The organism is Microbacterium sp. 16-032 (assembly GCF_041079455.1).
In the GTDB taxonomy this organism is placed as follows: domain Bacteria; phylum Actinomycetota; class Actinomycetes; order Actinomycetales; family Microbacteriaceae; genus Microbacterium; species Microbacterium testaceum_A.
The window spans coordinates 254,899-270,446 of sequence record NZ_JBFYGQ010000005.1; the positions used below are offsets into that span (position 1 = coordinate 254,899).

Annotated in this window: 15 protein-coding genes; 10 read left to right on the forward strand and 5 right to left on the reverse strand. The window is 69.6% G+C overall.

The window, feature by feature from the left end; all coding sequences use genetic code 11:
* Positions 1–87: 87 nt before the first annotated feature.
* Positions 88–735, forward strand: a complete 648-nt coding sequence (locus tag AB6V31_RS12470; RefSeq protein WP_056226408.1) for a response regulator transcription factor — start codon at positions 88–90, stop codon at positions 733–735.
* Between the two features lie 21 nt (positions 736–756).
* On the opposite strand, the gene AB6V31_RS12475 is transcribed toward AB6V31_RS12470, so the two are convergent.
* Positions 757–1,827 carry a PIG-L family deacetylase gene (locus tag AB6V31_RS12475; protein ID WP_056226403.1) on the reverse strand — a complete coding sequence of 357 codons (1,071 nt, stop codon included), beginning with the start codon at positions 1,825–1,827 and terminating at the stop codon, positions 757–759.
* A 251-nt stretch (positions 1,828–2,078) separates the two neighbouring features.
* Between AB6V31_RS12475 and AB6V31_RS12480 the strand changes: the two genes are divergently transcribed.
* The 3 genes from AB6V31_RS12480 (at position 2,079) to AB6V31_RS12490 (ending at position 3,187) form a co-directional block, all read left to right on the forward strand.
* The gene (locus tag AB6V31_RS12480; protein ID WP_056226400.1) at positions 2,079–2,360 is read left to right on the forward strand and encodes a hypothetical protein; all 282 of its coding nucleotides are present in this window, start codon (positions 2,079–2,081) and stop codon (positions 2,358–2,360) included.
* 69 nt (positions 2,361–2,429) lie between these two features.
* Positions 2,430–2,954, forward strand: a complete 525-nt coding sequence (locus AB6V31_RS12485) for a YbhB/YbcL family Raf kinase inhibitor-like protein (protein ID WP_056226397.1) — start codon at positions 2,430–2,432, stop codon at positions 2,952–2,954.
* 11 nt (positions 2,955–2,965) lie between these two features.
* Positions 2,966–3,187 carry a three-helix bundle dimerization domain-containing protein gene (locus AB6V31_RS12490; protein ID WP_056226394.1) on the forward strand — a complete coding sequence of 74 codons (222 nt, stop codon included), beginning with the start codon at positions 2,966–2,968 and terminating at the stop codon, positions 3,185–3,187.
* Between the two features lie 20 nt (positions 3,188–3,207).
* Here AB6V31_RS12490 and AB6V31_RS12495 read toward each other — a convergent pair whose 3' ends face one another.
* Complete coding sequence (locus AB6V31_RS12495) at positions 3,208–4,002, reverse strand: PIG-L family deacetylase (RefSeq protein WP_369366001.1); 795 nt, start codon at positions 4,000–4,002, stop codon at positions 3,208–3,210.
* A 546-nt stretch (positions 4,003–4,548) separates the two neighbouring features.
* On the opposite strand from AB6V31_RS12495, the gene AB6V31_RS12500 reads away from it, so the two are divergent.
* The 5 genes from AB6V31_RS12500 (at position 4,549) to AB6V31_RS12520 (ending at position 10,657) form a co-directional block, all read left to right on the forward strand.
* Positions 4,549–6,129: a sugar transferase gene (locus AB6V31_RS12500; protein ID WP_369366002.1), complete on the forward strand. Its 1,581-nt coding sequence runs from the start codon at positions 4,549–4,551 to the stop codon at positions 6,127–6,129.
* A gap of 76 nt (positions 6,130–6,205) precedes the next feature.
* Positions 6,206–7,531 (forward strand): UDP-glucose/GDP-mannose dehydrogenase family protein, encoded by a 1,326-nt coding sequence (locus AB6V31_RS12505; protein ID WP_369366004.1) that lies wholly within the window; start codon positions 6,206–6,208, stop codon positions 7,529–7,531.
* A gap of 208 nt (positions 7,532–7,739) precedes the next feature.
* On the forward strand, positions 7,740–7,964 hold the full coding sequence (locus AB6V31_RS12510) for a hypothetical protein (protein WP_056226389.1): 225 nt from the start codon (positions 7,740–7,742) through the stop codon (positions 7,962–7,964).
* 29 nt (positions 7,965–7,993) lie between these two features.
* A complete protein-coding gene (locus AB6V31_RS12515; RefSeq protein WP_056226387.1) occupies positions 7,994–8,401 on the forward strand; it encodes a hypothetical protein in 408 nt (135 codons plus the stop codon).
* Positions 8,402–8,653: 252 nt separating this feature from the next.
* Positions 8,654–10,657, forward strand: coding sequence for an AarF/ABC1/UbiB kinase family protein (locus AB6V31_RS12520; RefSeq protein WP_056226380.1), 2,004 nt, complete (start codon positions 8,654–8,656; stop codon positions 10,655–10,657).
* Positions 10,658–10,728: 71 nt separating this feature from the next.
* On the opposite strand, the gene AB6V31_RS12525 is transcribed toward AB6V31_RS12520, so the two are convergent.
* Positions 10,729–10,932: a hypothetical protein gene (locus AB6V31_RS12525; RefSeq protein ID WP_074696459.1), complete on the reverse strand. Its 204-nt coding sequence runs from the start codon at positions 10,930–10,932 to the stop codon at positions 10,729–10,731.
* Between the two features lie 241 nt (positions 10,933–11,173).
* Positions 11,174–11,449, reverse strand: coding sequence for a helix-turn-helix domain-containing protein (locus AB6V31_RS12530; protein WP_056226374.1), 276 nt, complete (start codon positions 11,447–11,449; stop codon positions 11,174–11,176).
* A 651-nt stretch (positions 11,450–12,100) separates the two neighbouring features.
* Here AB6V31_RS12530 and AB6V31_RS12535 point away from each other — a divergent pair.
* A complete protein-coding gene (locus tag AB6V31_RS12535; protein ID WP_369366007.1) occupies positions 12,101–14,572 on the forward strand; it encodes a LuxR C-terminal-related transcriptional regulator in 2,472 nt (823 codons plus the stop codon).
* Between the two features lie 201 nt (positions 14,573–14,773).
* Here AB6V31_RS12535 and AB6V31_RS12540 read toward each other — a convergent pair whose 3' ends face one another.
* A complete protein-coding gene (locus AB6V31_RS12540) occupies positions 14,774–15,466 on the reverse strand; it encodes a DUF998 domain-containing protein (RefSeq protein ID WP_056226368.1) in 693 nt (230 codons plus the stop codon).
* Between the last annotated feature and the right edge of the window lie 82 nt (positions 15,467–15,548).

The window sequence follows — 15,548 nt, forward strand, 5'->3', positions numbered from 1 at the left end:
GCTGAGCCCCACGTATCGTGCCTCGTCCCGGCCTGCCGCCCCGTATCCCGCGGGGCGGCTTCGTCGTATCGGCGTACAGTGACTGGCGTGATCCGGGTTGTTGTCGTCGACGATGAGGCCCTCGTCCGCTCCGGCTTCGCCTTCATCCTCAACGCCGCCGACGACATCGAGGTCGTCGCGGCCGTCGACGGCCCCGACGCGCTCGACGCGATCCGCGCGCTCCGCCCCGACGTCGTGCTCCTCGACATCCGGATGCCGGGACTTACCGGCCTCGAGATCCTCGCCGAGGTGCGAGGCGATGACGATCCGCCCGTGGTCGGCATCCTCACGACGTTCGCGGCGGACGAGTCGATCGCGAGAGCCCTGAGAGAGGGCGCGACGGGTTTCCTCGTCAAGGACACCGACCCGGAACACCTCGCCGCGATGGTCCGCTCTCTCGCGGCCGGCGGCGTCGTGCTCTCTCCGGAGGTCTCTCGAACCCTCGTCGACGGGTTCTCGGGCGGCCCCGACCTCGACGCCGCGCGCCGCGTCGCTCTCCTGACGGAACGCGAGCGCGACGTGCTCGAGTGCCTCCCCACCGGAGACTCCAATGCCGAGATCGGGCGCCGGCTGCACTTGAGCTCCGCCACGGTCAAAGACCACGTCAGCTCGATCCTGAGCAAGTTGTCGGTCTCGTCCCGGGTCGAGGCCGCTCTCATCGCGGAGCGCGCGGGCTCTCCCGCTTCGCGACGCTGACCCGCCTCGAACCGCGAGGCGTCAGGTGAGGCGCAGCTCGGCCTCGGTCTTTCCGTACGAACGACGCAGCCACTGCCCGAACCCCGGCTGCGCGAGGCAGGCGGCGGCGCCGTCGCACGTGACCACCGGGTCCTGGGCGGCGTAGGTGGCGTACACGTCGACCTTTGCATCGAGAGCGTCACCCTCGACGTTGACCGGCTCGTGCTGCGAGGGATACCCGATGTAGTACGTGACCGCTTCCGGGGCGATCCCCGAAACGGGGGCGACGGCGCGGACGAGCGAGCCGACGCACGAGTGGTCGGGGTGGTCGCCGCGCGCGAAGGCGCTCTCGTGCGGGATGTTGGTCGTGATGTGGTCGGGGCGACCCGCGTGGATGAGCTCGGCGACCGTCTCGGCCAGTCTGCTCGCGTCGAGCGTCGGCCCGTCGTCGATCGGGGCGAGCGCGGGGACCGTGCCGTTGATGAGCTGGGTGAGTCCCGCTTCGCCCGTGGTCGCGAACCCCTTTCCGCTGAGGTTGCCGTCGGGGAGGCGCAGCACCGTGATCGACAGGCGCGGGTCATCGGACGGCACGAATCGGGTGACGCGTGCACCGCTCCGGAGGGTCAGTTGGGCGGTGTTCCACGGCTGCGTGCTGCCGCGCATCTCGTCGTACGCGGCCCGGATGCCGGCCTCGCGCTGCTTCGCGTAATCGAGGCCGCGGCCGGCGTCACCGGCGGTGACGAAGATCGTGCGCAGGGTCGCACCGGAGCCGATGATTCCGGCGAGGTGCGGGTTGGCGAAGATGATGTCATCGTCGGCGTGCGCCCAGACCGCCACCGTGGTGTCGCTTCCCGGCTCCTCGGAGGCCGGTGACACGGGCCGCGGTGAGGCTTCGGGCACCGGGACGATGGGGCTAAGTTTCACCCAGGTCCCCTCCGGCGGCGCTGAGCGACGGATCTCGCGGTAGACGAGCGCGCCGCCGCCGAGCGCGGCGAGGCCGCCCACGGCGATGCCGCCGAACACGAGGGCTCTGCGGGAGATCCCGGAGCGACGCGGTGCCGCGGAGTCGACGGGTGCCTGATCGGCGCCCGAAGGCTCGTCGATGTCACTCACGGCGACTCCGTCCTGTACTTCGCCCCCCGGCGACGGATTGCGGGTTCCCCCTCGCCCTCGGGCGCCTTCCGACGCTATCGCGACGGTGCCGGTTTCCGGATCCGAAACCCCGCAGCCCCGCCACCCGGCGGGGTGGGGTGAAACCGATCGGCGGATCACGCTCCCACACGGGCGGCGCGATGAGGACGCCGCGCACCGTACGCATCGGCGATCCTCAGCGCGCACCTAGAGAGGGTGACGACACTCGCCCTATGCAGACGTCCACACCGCCGCGGTCATTGTCGCCCGTAGCCCTGCGCATCCGCGCCGTCCTCAACGAGTGGGATCCCATCGGGGTCCACCACATCGGTCAGGGCTGGCCCGATGACGAGTACGACGACCTGATCCTGCCGATCCTCGAGGCACTCGACACAAGGCCCTCGGTCGATGAACTGGCCGCGGAGTTGCGGACGGTCGTCGAGAACGACTACGGCCTTCCTGCTCCCGAGGGGTGCCGCGAGACCGCGCACTCTCTTCTCCGCCTGCACGGCTGAGCGCTATCCGGCGTCGGGCCGGGATGCAAGCCCTGCTCCCCGGCCACCGGGCGGTTCTAGCGTGCCTGCATGGCTGATCTCTCCCGACCGCAGACCCCCGATCCGTACCCGCTCCTTCCGTCCGTGCCGTCCTTCGCGGTGACCAGCGACGACATCGCCGACGGTCAGCCCCTGAAGGACGCCCAGGTCGCCGACAAGGGCAACACCTCCCCGCACCTGGCGTGGTCGGAGGTCCCGGAGGGCACCAAGTCCTTCGTGATCACGGGCTTCGACCCCGACGCGCCGACCCCGAGCGGCTTCTGGCACTGGGTCCTGGTCGACGTTCCGGCGGATGTCCGCGAAGTGGCCTCGGGCGCCGCTTCCGGAGAGCTCCCGGGCGCGGCCTTCCACGTTCGCAACGACGGCGGCGAGAAGGGGTTCCTCGGGGCGGCTCCCCCGCAGGGCGACCAGCCCCACCGCTACTTCTTCGTCGTGCACGCCGTGGGCGAGGAGACGCTCGGCGTCGACTCGGATGCCTCCCCGGCCGTCGTCTCGTTCAATCTGGCGTTCAAGACGCTGGGGCGGGCGATCCTGCACGGCACCTACCAGCACTGAGGATCCGGACCATGACGAAGCGCAACGAGGGTTTCGACAAGGACGAGACGGTCGCCGGAGTCGAGGAGCGCGTCCAGGCGCGCTTCCCCGACGCCCAGCCGGAGGTGGTTCACGAAGAGGCCGTCGTCGCGGTGGACAAGTACGCCGAAGCTCCCGTCAAGGACTTCGTCGACATCATCGCCGAGCGTGAGGCCCGCGCGGCCGTCGAGGAATCCCTCGCCGCCGACTCCTGAGTTCGGGCATCGGGACCGATTCACCCCATCTGCAGGTCGGCTTCGGCCTTCGGATAGGACCGTTGCAGCCACTGGCCGAACTTCCGGGTCTTCAGGCACGCGCTGCGATCGGCGCACCGGACCACCTGATCCTGCTGCGTGTAGATGCGGTAGGTGTCGACCTTGGTGTCGAGCACCGCGCCCTCGAGATTCGCCGGCAGGTTCTCGGAGGGGTACCCCACGAAGTACCGGATGCCGGGCCCCACCGCCGCGTCGAAGGTCAGTGAGTCGCGGATCAGGGTTCCCACCGCCGAGTGATCCGGGTGGTCCCCGGGGGCGAAGGCGCTGCCACGCGGGATATGGGTGAGCGTCCCTTCCGGGTGGAATGCCGACACCAGCTCCCGGACGGACGCGATGAGCTGATCGCGGGTCACGGCCGGTCCCCCGTCGACGGGTGCGAGGGTCCCCGCGGCTCCGTCGTAGAGCTTGCTCAGGGTCGCGTGCGCCGTCGCGTCGAATCCCTCGCCGGTGAGGTTCCCGTCCGGGAGGCGGAGATACAGAACCGACAGGCGCGGATCGTCCTTCGGAACGAGCCGCCGGACCTGCATTCCCGTGCCGAGCGTGATCTCGGCGGCATCCCACTCCCCGTCTTTGCCGCGCATGGCGTTGTACGCGCGCAGGATGCCGAGCTCCCGCGCCGCCACGTAGTCCAGGCCCTTACCGGCGTCGCCCGCGGTCACGAACACCGTCCGCACGCACCGACCGGTGGCGATGGCGTCCGAGATGGTCGGGTTGGCGAAGATGATGTCGTCGTCGGGGTGCGCCCAGATGGTCATGAGGGTCGACGACCCCTCGCATGCCTGTGCCGCGGGTGACGATGGGACGGGTGACGGGGGCGGCGGGATCGTCACGGTCGGCGAGGCCGACGGGGAAGGTGCAGCAGTCGTCGCCGACGACGACGGGGGCGGTGTCGGTGCCGACGTCGCCGCGGGCTCCGGACGGAAGAGGGCGAAAGCGAAGACGCCGCCGACCGCCAAGACCACCACGGCGGCGATCGCGATCGCGACGACGAGGCCGGCCTGCACCCGACGAGGGCGAGAAGTCGACGACGAGGCTCGTGGCATCGGAACCTTTCGGACGGGGTGTGACGACCCCACCGTGCGGCACGATCTCGCGGCAGCCGAGTTCGGCTGATCCGCGCCCGAGTGTAGAGGAACGCCCTTACCTGACCAACACGTCACCCGCCAGGTGAATTGCACACGCCTATCGTTCAGGTTTCCTCCGTATGACAAGAGATGAAGGGTGACTTGACGGGTGAATTTCGCCTGTTACTGTTCGCGGGAGGGCTCCCACGTGCGCGTGGGATGGGGGGAGGAAGACACATGGCGATGTCCGACCTGCGCCCCGGCGCGTCCTCCGCAGATGCGGATCCGGTCGGTGCCACCGCCCCGGCATCCCGGACCGTACCGACCGAGGTCTCCGCCGGAGTGACACCGGTGACGGCACCTCCCCCGTCGCACGTGAAAGACCGCTGGCGCGGTCGGTACCGGCGCAATCTGGTCCTCACCGACTTCGCCGCGCTGGTCTGGGTCGTCTACGGCACCCAGCTGCTCTGGTTCGGCCTCGGGAATGCGCAACTCGCCGCGGGCAGCGACAGCCGCATCAGCGATCTCTCGTATTGGGCCTTCTCCGCCATCCTCATCGTCACGTGGATGTGGGCGCTCGCCTTCGTCGAGTCCCGCAGCGACCGGGTCATCGGCACCGGCTCGGCCGAGTACGTGCGCATCGCCGACGCCAGCTTCCGCCTGTTCGGCGCTGTGGCGATCATCGCCTTCCTGACCCAGATCGACGTGGCCCGCGGCTACCTACTGGTCAGCCTGCCGTCCGGCATCCTGGTCCTCTGCTTCACCCGATGGATGTGGAGGCAGTGGCTCGTCGTGCAACGGTCCCGCGGTCGGTACTCCGCGCACGTCCTCCTCGTCGGTTCACTCCCCTCGGTGACGCAGCTCGCGCGAGAGTTCGCCCGCACGCCCAGCGCCGGCTACCGCGTCGTCGGCGCGTGCGTGCCTCACGCCAAGACGGCCGACACCATCCCCGGCACGGAGATTCCGATCATGGGACACGTCGGCGACGTGTCGCGGGCCCTGGCCGCGACCGGGGCCGACACGGTCGCCATCACCAGTGCCGACGAGCTGCCCGCCGAGAAGGTCAAAGAGATCTCGTGGAGCCTGGAGGCGGGTCGCCAGCACCTCGTGCTCGCCCCGAGCATCGTCGACATCGCCGGGCCGCGCTTGCACACCAGGCCCGTCGCCGGTCTCCCCCTCATCCACGTCGAGACGCCGAAATTCTCGAGGGGACAGAGTTTTCTCAAGAGATCCGTCGACCTCGCCGCGGCGAGCCTCGGGGTGGTGCTGCTCAGCCCCCTGCTGCTCTTCCTCGCCATCGCCGTGCGATTGTCGAGCGAGGGGCCGGTCCTGTTCCGCCAGACCCGCGTCGGCTTCCGCGGCCGCGAGTTCACCATGTTCAAGTTCCGTTCGATGGTCGTCAACGCCGAGGAGCTGCGCGCACAGTTGATCGCGCAGCAGCGGGATTCCGGCAACGAAGTGCTGTTCAAGATGAAGAACGATCCACGGGTCACCCCCATCGGCAGGGTGATGCGCAAGTTCAGCCTCGACGAGCTTCCACAGCTCTTCAACGTGGTGGGTGGCTCGATGTCGCTGGTCGGACCGCGCCCCCCGCTTCCCTCGGAGGTGGCGGTCTACGCCGACCACGTGCACCGGCGGTTCCTCGCCAAGCCCGGCATCACCGGCCTCTGGCAGGTCAGCGGGCGGTCCTCCCTGTCCTGGGAGGAGTCCGTACGGCTGGACCTGTCGTACGTGGAAAACTGGACCCTCCTGGGCGATTTCGTCATCCTCGGCAAGACCGCCCGCGCGGCACTCGCTCCCGGCGAGACCGCGGCGTGACCGTCGCCACCACCCCGTTCCGGTTTCCGGACCGTCGCCGTCGGTTCTCGCCGCGGATATCTGAAAGGCTTTGATCGTGCGTCTGTCTGTCGTGGGTTGCGGATATTTGGGAGCTGTTCACGCGGCGGCGATGGCCTCCATCGGCCACGACGTGGTGGGCATCGACGTCGACGAGCGCAAGATCGCGACGCTCTCGCGGGGAGAAGCACCGTTCTTCGAGCCCGGCCTGCAGCAGATCCTCACCGAGGGGATCGCCTCGGGACGGCTCTCGTTCACGACGGACATGTCGGCGGCTCGAGGTGCCGCGGTGCATTTCATCGGCGTCGGTACACCCCAACAGGCGGGCGGCCACGCTGCGGATCTGACTTACGTGGATGCGGCCGTCGACGCGCTGCTCCCCTTCCTCGCCCCCGGCGACGTCGTCGCGGGCAAGTCGACCGTTCCGGTCGGCACCGCCGCCCGTCTGGCACCCCGGGTGTCCGAGCGCGGCGCGGTGCTCGTCTGGAACCCGGAGTTCCTGCGCGAGGGCTGGGCGGTGCAGGACACCATCGACCCCGATCGGCTCGTCGCCGGCGTTCCTTCGATCGACGGCTCTCCGACGGCGGAGGGTGAGCGCACCGCACAGATTCTGCGCGAGGTCTACCACCCCTCGATCACGAAGGGAACGCCCTTCATCGTGACCGACTACGCCACGGCCGAGCTGGTCAAGGTCGCGGCGAACGCCTTCCTCGCCACCAAGATCAGCTTCATCAACGCGATGGCCGAGATCGCCGAGGTGACGGGGGCCGATGTGACCACGCTCGCCGATGCCATCGGCCACGACGCCCGCATCGGGCGCCGCTTCCTCGGAGCCGGCATCGGGTTCGGCGGAGGGTGCCTCCCCAAGGACATCCGGGCCTTCTCCGCCCGGGCCGAAGAACTGGGCCGCGGCGAGTCCGTCGCCTTCCTCCGCGAGATCGACGCCATCAACCTCCGCCGCCGGGACCGCGCCGTCGAGCTCGCGACGACCGCTCTCGGCGGAAGCGTCTTTGGAGCGAAGATCGCCGTACTGGGAGCGGCCTTCAAGCCGCACAGCGACGACATCCGCGACTCTCCCGCGCTCGATGTGGCCGTTCGGCTGCACGGGCTGGGGGCCCAGGTCACCCTGACCGATCCCGCGGCGATCGAGAACGCGCGACGGGTGCACCCGCAGCTCACCTACGACACCGACCTGGACGCCACCCTCCGCGACACGGACGCGGTCATCGTCGTGACGGAGTGGGACGAGTACCGACGCGAGCTGAGCCCGAAGCACGCCGCCTCGCTCGCGCGAGGTCGCGTCGTGATCGACGGACGCAACTGCCTCGACCCGGCGGCGTGGCGCGATGCCGGCTGGACCTATCACGGCATGGGGCGCCCCTGACCCGGACACGGTCCGCCTGAACGTGAACGCGTCTGCTCCGAAGGGCGTCGCGCCCCGCGCGCGCGATGACAGACGTCGGCGCCGTCGACCTTTCCTCCACGGCGCGTGACGAATCAGCCGCTCGCCACGTCTCCTTGGTGACGGATCTCGCGCCGAGGGCCCCCTCCCGGCGAAGTGCATCGAGATCCTCGACGACAAGGAGGATGCCATGCGCAACAAGCTCATCGTGATCGGCGCCGTCGCCCTGATCGCCTACGCGGTCGGCACCCGGACCCCGCGCGTCCAGGTGAAGAACCGGGAGTCCGTCGGCCACCAGATCGTCCGACTGTGGAACGACCCGCGCGCCCGCAAGCGTCGCCACAAGGCGGCGAAGAAGGCTGCCGCGGCTGCGGAGAAGCGCGCGAAGAAGACGTTTCACGACCTCCGGAAGTGATCCGCCCGTCCCTCGAACGGAGGCTCCCCATGTTTCGTTCCTCCTCGAGCGGGACCCTGCTGCAATCGCGGCGCAGCGTCATCGCGGGAGCAGTCGGGGCCGGCGCCGTCGCGATCATCGCGCTGGCGCTGTACCTGCCACTCGTCGGCTTTCTCGGCGGGGCGACGGCGAGCACAGCCGGTATCGTGCCCTTCCCCGCCCTCAGCGTCCTCGCGGTCACCGTCGTCGGTGCCGTCGTGATCGCGGGGCTTCTCGCCCTCGCGATCACGCGGCACCGGGCACCCGCCGCATGGACGCTGGCGGTCATAAGCGTTCTCGTGGCGCTGGCCGTGACGGCCTTCCCGCTCGTCGCCGTCGTGCTCGGATCGGCCCAGCGCGTCGGCGAGATCGGACCAGTCGTCGCGATCCTGTGGGAGCAGGTGTCGGGGATCTTCTGAGCAGCGGCCTGTGGATAACACAGGTGCCCGCACATGCGCATGTCAAAATAACTCATGTCCATCTTGGCCTCCGGCGACCGACCCGTGTTTCAGGATGACGGCGACGACGAGATCGCGGGCTTCGCCCCCGCCTGCGCGTCCTGCGGGGGCGTGACCGAACCCGTCCAGCGAGGCTCTGCAGCCTGGTGGGCCTGCCACCGCTGCGGGCTCGCCCGGATCGCCTGAGCCTCGCCCGGCTACGCTGACCACGTGATGGCCAGCCTCCTCATCTCGATCACCGCCGTCGTCTCGGCGCTCCTCGTCGGGTTCGTCGCGCGTCGCGTCCTCGGCACGGCGGTGGGCTGGCCGCGCAGTATCGTCGTGGGTCTGCTGGTCTTCCTCCTGGGAGTCCCCTCGGCCGGATGGACGCTGCGACAGACCGGGTTCCCCGATTCCTCGGCATCCATTCCCGCGGAGGACGGCTGGATCTGGGCGGGCCTGATCGCGCTCTCGCTGGCATGGGTCTTCGCCCTCGGCGTCGCCGCCCTCGTGGCGAGCGAGGCGATCTTCCCGACGCGCCCCCTCCCGAATCCGATCGACGTCGTGCGGGCAGCGCTCCGCCAGCGCAAACGGACCCGGCGGTACCTGGAGATCCTCGCGATCGCCTCTCGGCACGGGGTCGGGTGGCTCTTCCACGGCGGCCGCGCGCGCGTCGAGGAGCAACTGAGCACCTCGGAGGAACGGGCGCGAGCCATCGTGGCGACGATCAACGATGCCGGGGTGAGTTTCGTCAAGCTCGGCCAGGTGCTCTCGACCCGTCGTGACCTCGTTCCCGAGCCGTATCTGAGCGCCCTCGCCTCCCTGCAGACGAGCGCGACGACGCTTCCCTGGGAAACGGTGCGCGCGGTCATCGAGAGCGACCTCGGCCAGTCGATCGATGCGGTCTACGCCGAGGTCGACCCGGTCCCCCTCGCCGCCGCCTCCGTCGCACAGGTACACCGCGCGCGGCTGCTCGACGGTACCCACGTCGTCATCAAGGTCCAGCGGCCCGCCGCGCGGGCGCAGGTGGAGGCGGATGCCGACATCATCGGCCGCCTCGCGCACCGGGCCGAGGCGCGCACACGCGTCGGACGCGATCTCCGCATCGAATCGGTCGCCCGCGGCTTCACCACCACCCTCCTCGAAGAACTCGACTACCGCATCGAGGCCCGCAACACGCAGATGATCGGTTCGACCCTCGAACTGATCGATCGCGCCGAACCCGGACGCCGCGGGCTCGTGAGCGTTCCGCGCATCTTCTCCGACGCGTCCGGCCAACGCGTGCTCACGATGGGTCTCGTCGACGGAACGGCCTTGAGCGACGCGGCGCCGCTGATCGCCGACCTCGATCCGTCGCAGCGCGATCGCCTCGCCGAGACGCTCATGGCGACCGTCCTCGAGCAGATCCTCGTGTACGGGGTCTTCCACGCGGACCTCCATCCCGGCAACGTGCTGCTGAAGAGGGACGGGACCCTGGGGCTCATCGACTTCGGCGCCGTCGGCGTCATCGAGCGCAGTCGACGTCAGCACATGACGGCTTTCCTCCTCGCCGCCCTCAGCGAGAACGACGTCGCGGCGACGGACGCCCTGCTCCTCATCGTCGATGTCCCCGACGACGCCGACCTCGACGCCTTCCGACACGACGTGGGAGTGGTCCTCACCACCGAGCACCTGCGCACCAGCGGGCACGGATCGATCTTCACGCGGATGGTCGACGTGATCCGCCAGCACCACATCGCTCTGCCCGGCGAACTCGCCTCGGCCTTCCGGAGCTTCGCCACGCTCGAGGGGTGCCTGCGCGTCATCGTCGACGACTTCGACATGGTCGGTCGAGCGCTCCCACTCATGCCGAGCCTCCTTCGTCGGACGGTGTCGGTCAAGCGCATGGCCACCGACCTCCAGGCGCAAACGGTCATCGCCCTCGCTCGCCTCGAGCAGATCCCCCGTCGCCTCGACGCCCTGCTCACCGGTGTCGAGAAGGGATCCATCGGGATCACGTTGCGCAGCGCCGACGGCGAGGACGTCAGCGGCATCCTCGGCCGGGCGACGGGTGAGATCGCCACCACGCTCGTCTCGATCGCCGCCGTGGTCCTCGCCGTCGTCCTGGTGATCGCGGGGGGCGGGCCGGTCCTCGGCGGGTCCATCACCCTGTTCGCCGTCCTGGGCGCCGTCGTCGGCCTGTTCGGCTTCCTCGGCCTCTTGCGCATCGTGCGCAGGACGTTCGGCCGCCGCGGCTGACTCGTCGCGGACCGACGAACGGTCCCGTCGACGCCTCCGCCGTCGGCGCGCTGTCCTTCCTGCGCAGGAGATCAGTGGGTCTCGGGTTCGGGAGCGAGGAGGGCGACGAGTTCCCCCTCCTCCTGAAGACCGATCGCGAGTTCGCGGACCGCGCTGACCGGGAGGGAAACGGACGCCCCGATCCCGGTCTCCACGATCACCCACGTCTCGGCATCGGTGGTCCGTCGCAGCAGACCGATCTCCACCTCCGCGAGGAGGCCGGGGCCGAACCCCATCGCGTCTCGCACCCTCGCGCTGACTCCGACGCCTGCGCTGCGGTGATCTTCGTCGTCGGGATGAGCGGTCGAGCCGTGCTCTGTGACGCACCAGCGGAAGGCACACCTTCGGGCACCGGAGGTCCGTTTGGCGCGAGACTGCCGAGTCATGCATGACACCTTTCCGTCGGGGTCGCCGCGGGCGGCGAACCGAACACTGGTGGGCACGAACGCATTACATCGCGAACCTCCGACACCGCCGTCACCGTCCGGGCGGGAGCCCCTTCGGCGGGGTGGGGATCAGGTCGGGCAAAGCGATCCCGAGGACATCCGACAGGGCCACCAAGGTGCGCAGACGCGGGTTCGCGGCGGTCCCGGGATTGGACTCCCCCTTCTCGAGCTTCCGATAGGTGAAGGTCGCGAGCCCCGCTTCGTGGGCGACCTGCTCCTGAGACATCTGCTTCTCGGCGCGGGCGCGGAGCATGCGCACGCCCAACTCGCGGGCGAACTCTGTCCAGGGGTCGGGCGCGTCGTTCATGAGACCAGCTTGATCGGAAGTCAACGCTCACATGAACATGCATACATGCCCGGCCGGTGGGCGCGACCCCCATGGTGGGGATCGAGGCGGGCGGAGGACGGGCGGCCGGAGGTGGAACGCGCCAGGCAGTCTTCGTGTCGTCACCCGACCGCCCGCGCCCCGCGCAGAGAGCGAAGCCCCCGGAATGGAGCCCGAGCCGGTCATTCCCGCGTACCCGCCCCCGCGCGGCGCACCAGCCCAGGGGCGCCGGCGCCGGGGCGGCACCACGCCCCCGCGCCCGCCCACTCCCCTGATCAGAGCGCCGGGAGGCCACCGTGCATCGGACGCGGATCACGAGAGACGGCAAATATTTCACCCGCGGCATCACCCGGACGACCGACGACGGCTCACCCAACGCCCCCTCTTCCGAGCACGGCGAGGCGACGCCGCTCTTGACGCGAGAACGGCGAGCGACCAGGCGAAGGACGTACCGGCCCGAGAGGGTGATGCGGAGGGGGTGAATCGGGGATGACGCGGGGGATGAAACCTGCGAGATTCGTCCGACCATCGTGCGCAAAACCCGCAGGATCTTCTCGACGGGGTGGGAGTTCACCGCGTCGACCGCAGCCCCACCTCAGAAGGGCGGCAGTCCTTTCGCTCTTGGAGGTCCCGATGTTGATCGGTGTAGATGACATGGTGATCGGCGTTCGAGCCGCCCGCCGCACGAGCCGGTTCTGGGCACCGCGTCCACAGGCGCTGGGCCGTCTCGAAGCGGCATTGCGCACCGATGTCGTCCTGCTCCGTGGACCGACCGGCGTGGGGAAGACCGCGCTGCTGCGCCAGTTCGCCGACGCTCTTGCCTCGGACACCGAGCATGGCGTACAGCTCATCGACGGCGCCCTCACCTCGCCGGAATCCCTTCCGCATATCGCGGAGGCATTCGCAGACGGGCCCGCCTCCCATGTTCTCCTCGTGGACGATCACGTCGAAGGACGCGGGGTTTCGACCCACCATCTGCTCGATCTGCTGCGCGCCGACCGCAACCTTCGAATCGTCGTCGCCACCCGTCAGCCGACGGGTTTCGAGAATCCCCTCGTCGCACTGGAATTCGATGTGCAGGCGCTCCCCTCAGGAGACCTGCTGATGACCCGGGAAGAGGTCGCATCGGTCCTCGCCGTGAACGGGGTCGAGTCGACCGACACCGCCACCGACGAGCTCGCCGCACTCACGCACGGGTGGCCCGCCCTCGTCCAGCTGGCCAGCACTCGGCTCCGCCTGGAGGGCCTCCCCCTCCACACGCGCGGCGAAGCCGCCACGGCGGCCGCCTACGCGAGCGCCGCGCTCACCCGCGACATGGAGGCGCGATTGGGCGCACCGGTCACGGACGATCTCCGCCTCCTCGCTCTCGCCCCCTACGTCACCGAGCCCCTCGCCCGCGCCCTCGGCGTCGAGTCGCAGAATGGGGCCACCCCCGATCTTCTCGATCGGCTCCAGAGCGCGGGTGTGGTCTGGCCCGGCACGACGCGCGCGCTGTTGGCCGAGCCGATTCGCGAGCGGTGGTTCCAGGAGATCGCCGCGAAGCAGCCTTCCCGGGTGTCCGCAGCCCGGCTCCGGCTGCTCGAGCATCTCGTGTCGAACGGCGAGTCCCTGCTGGCGACCCGGCTCGCCGCGGACGCGCGACAGTGGACGACCCTGGCCGGGATCCTGCGCAGGTCGGGGTCCGAGGTCTGGGCGCGCAGCGCCGACGGCTTTTCGAGCGCCCTCGCGCGGCTCCGATCGAGCGCGTCCTCAGCTCCGGTGGTCGTCGAGGCGCTGCTCTCCCTCGACCCCGAGACCGCTGTGTCAGCAGAGACACCCTCGCTCGTGGCCTCCGCTCTCAACCGCCTGTCCGACGTCTCGAGCGTCACAGCGGGCCGCCCCGACGCCCTGATCATCCGTGTGAGTCTTCTTCGCGCCGCGGGGCGATTCGCACTCGCCTCCGAAGCGTCGGACATGCTTGCCGACGCCCTCGGCCGCGCGCGAGATCTCAAACTCGAGACGAAGGCCGAGGGGTGGTATCAGGTCGCGATGACCTTCCTCGCCATGGGGCAGCTGCGCGCGGCGAGCGAGTGCATGTCACGGGCCGAGCAGACGGCGCTACCTGCGCAGCGGCTGCGGGCGCGCGGCGCCCTCGCCGTCATTGCTCTGCTCGAAGGTGACGTGCGCACCGCGCGAGCACTCGTCGAGGCGGAGTGCTCGGACACCTGGGTGGCGTCTCCCTGGGGTGAAGGCCTCCGACTGGCGTCCGCGTGGGTCCTCCTCGAGGCCGGCGAAGCGGAAGAGGCGCGCCCGCTCTTCGACGCCCTGTCTTCCACCGCCGCGGCTCGCGAACTGTGGCCCTACGCGGCGTCGGCCCACGTCCTGACGCTCCTCGTGTCGGGCGCCGCATCCGACGCGCTCGAAGTGCTGCGCACGTGGACGACAGCAATACGCAGCACACCCCCCTCGCACTTCCAGTCGACGCTTCTCCTGACGACGCGAGCGAAAGTGCTCATCGCGCTCCGGCAAGCACGGGACGCTCTCGCCCTGTTCGAGGGCCCGTTCATGCTCTCCCCCCTCACCGCTCCCGCCATCGCGCTGTCTCAGCTGTACGCCGGGCGAGCGCACGACGCCTTCGTCCTGAGCATCAAGTGGGGCCGCCAGCACGAGCCCTCCCCACGCACGACTCTCGAGAGCCTCGTCGTCAGTATCGTGGCCGAGGTGCGCTTGCGTGGGGCCGCCTCCCGCCGCCCCACCCTGGAGCGCGCCGAAGCGCTGAGTATCCGACACGATCTGTGGAGCCCCTGGAGCGCGTTGGCACCAGAAGACCGCGCGGTGGTCGCGAAGACGCTGTCGTCCACGTCGCGCGCTCACATCGAAGCGCGCGCGTCTTACTTCGTGTCATCGGCGAGCGTGCCTCAACTCACCACCCGCGAAAAGGTGGTGTTGGACCACCTCACACCGTCGGCGACGATCGCCGTCATCGCCCGCGAGCTCTCCGTTTCCCCGAATACGGTCAAGACGCAGCTGCGGAGTCTTTACCGGAAGCTCGAGGCGTCGGATCGGTCGAGTGCGATCCGAGCGGCCCACGCGTGGGGACTCGTCGAGAGCCCCGAGGACGTGTGACGGAGCGGTCGCGCCGATGACGGCGAGCTCGTCCGATCAACAGGCGCGCGACACCGAGAAGGATGATCGCGAGCACGATGCCGGGGAGTGTCAGCGGTACGCCCGCTGACCGGACAACCGCGAGGATGACGGCGAATGCGGCCAGGGGTGCAAGCCACCCCGCGATGCGCCGCAGTCGCCGGAACGCATCTCCTGGGGTACTCACGCGCGCACGCCGAACACATCCGGGTGGCTTCGCCGAATGTCAGAGGCGACCTGCAGGCCCCAGACCCCGAACCACGCGATGGCGAGCGTCGCGGCGGCGAACTCCAGGTTGCCGCCGAGCACCGTGTCACCACGGGAAAGAGCGATCATCGCGCCGGTCAGCGATGTGGCACCGACCGCGACGAGCGTGAAGACGGAGGCCGCGCGCATCCAGGGACGCCGAGGCCTCGCGGCAACCTGTCCCATGGCGACGATCGCCGACAGGAACCCGAGGACGGCGAAGGAGATGTGGATCAGGTCTTGGGGAAGGGCGCCCTCGGTGAAAGGAATGGGGCATCCGGGCGAGCAGGTGACGACGGATGCCACGGCGAAGCACAACCCGCACACGAGCAGCGTCGTGGCGACGGGCCACCCGGCACCGTAACCTTCGCCCCGCCCGGCGAGCGATCTATCGAGCAGGACCGTGGCGATCGCGAGCAGAAGCAGCGCCGTGTTGAACAGGGGCGCGGTGGGCATCGCCGTCGCACCGAGCTGACTCACGTACTGCACACCGGGCTCCCAGAGGCGGCATATCCAGATGAGCGCAGCGCTGACGAAAGCGGCCGAACCGCCGATCGTCGCCGCGAGGGCGGGTGGTGCGCTTCGGAGCCCCTGCGCCCGAGCGAGGGGCCGCTCGGCGGTTTCGGTCATCGGCTCCTCCTGCAACGGGCTCGGCCACCCTATCGCTTCGATCGCGCGCACCCGTCATCGATGGCCACTCAGCCTCGGCGAA

Excerpts from the sequence above, each read along its gene's own strand:
- AB6V31_RS12480 (WP_056226400.1), top strand. The coding sequence starts at position 2,079 with ATGCAGACGTCCACACCGCCGCGGTCATTGTCGCCCGTAGCCCTGCGC.
- AB6V31_RS12485 (WP_056226397.1), top strand. The coding sequence starts at position 2,430 with ATGGCTGATCTCTCCCGACCGCAGACCCCCGATCCGTACCCGCTCCTT.
- AB6V31_RS12490 (WP_056226394.1), top strand. The coding sequence starts at position 2,966 with ATGACGAAGCGCAACGAGGGTTTCGACAAGGACGAGACGGTCGCCGGA.
- AB6V31_RS12495 (WP_369366001.1), bottom strand. The coding sequence starts at position 4,002 with ATGACCATCTGGGCGCACCCCGACGACGACATCATCTTCGCCAACCCG.
- AB6V31_RS12500 (WP_369366002.1), top strand. The coding sequence starts at position 4,549 with ATGGCGATGTCCGACCTGCGCCCCGGCGCGTCCTCCGCAGATGCGGAT.
- AB6V31_RS12510 (WP_056226389.1), top strand. The coding sequence starts at position 7,740 with ATGCGCAACAAGCTCATCGTGATCGGCGCCGTCGCCCTGATCGCCTAC.
- AB6V31_RS12515 (WP_056226387.1), top strand. The coding sequence starts at position 7,994 with ATGTTTCGTTCCTCCTCGAGCGGGACCCTGCTGCAATCGCGGCGCAGC.
- AB6V31_RS12520 (WP_056226380.1), top strand. The coding sequence starts at position 8,654 with ATGGCCAGCCTCCTCATCTCGATCACCGCCGTCGTCTCGGCGCTCCTC.
- AB6V31_RS12525 (WP_074696459.1), bottom strand. The coding sequence starts at position 10,932 with ATGGGGTTCGGCCCCGGCCTCCTCGCGGAGGTGGAGATCGGTCTGCTG.
- AB6V31_RS12530 (WP_056226374.1), bottom strand. The coding sequence starts at position 11,449 with ATGAACGACGCGCCCGACCCCTGGACAGAGTTCGCCCGCGAGTTGGGC.
- AB6V31_RS12535 (WP_369366007.1), top strand. The coding sequence starts at position 12,101 with ATGTTGATCGGTGTAGATGACATGGTGATCGGCGTTCGAGCCGCCCGC.
- AB6V31_RS12540 (WP_056226368.1), bottom strand. The coding sequence starts at position 15,466 with ATGACCGAAACCGCCGAGCGGCCCCTCGCTCGGGCGCAGGGGCTCCGA.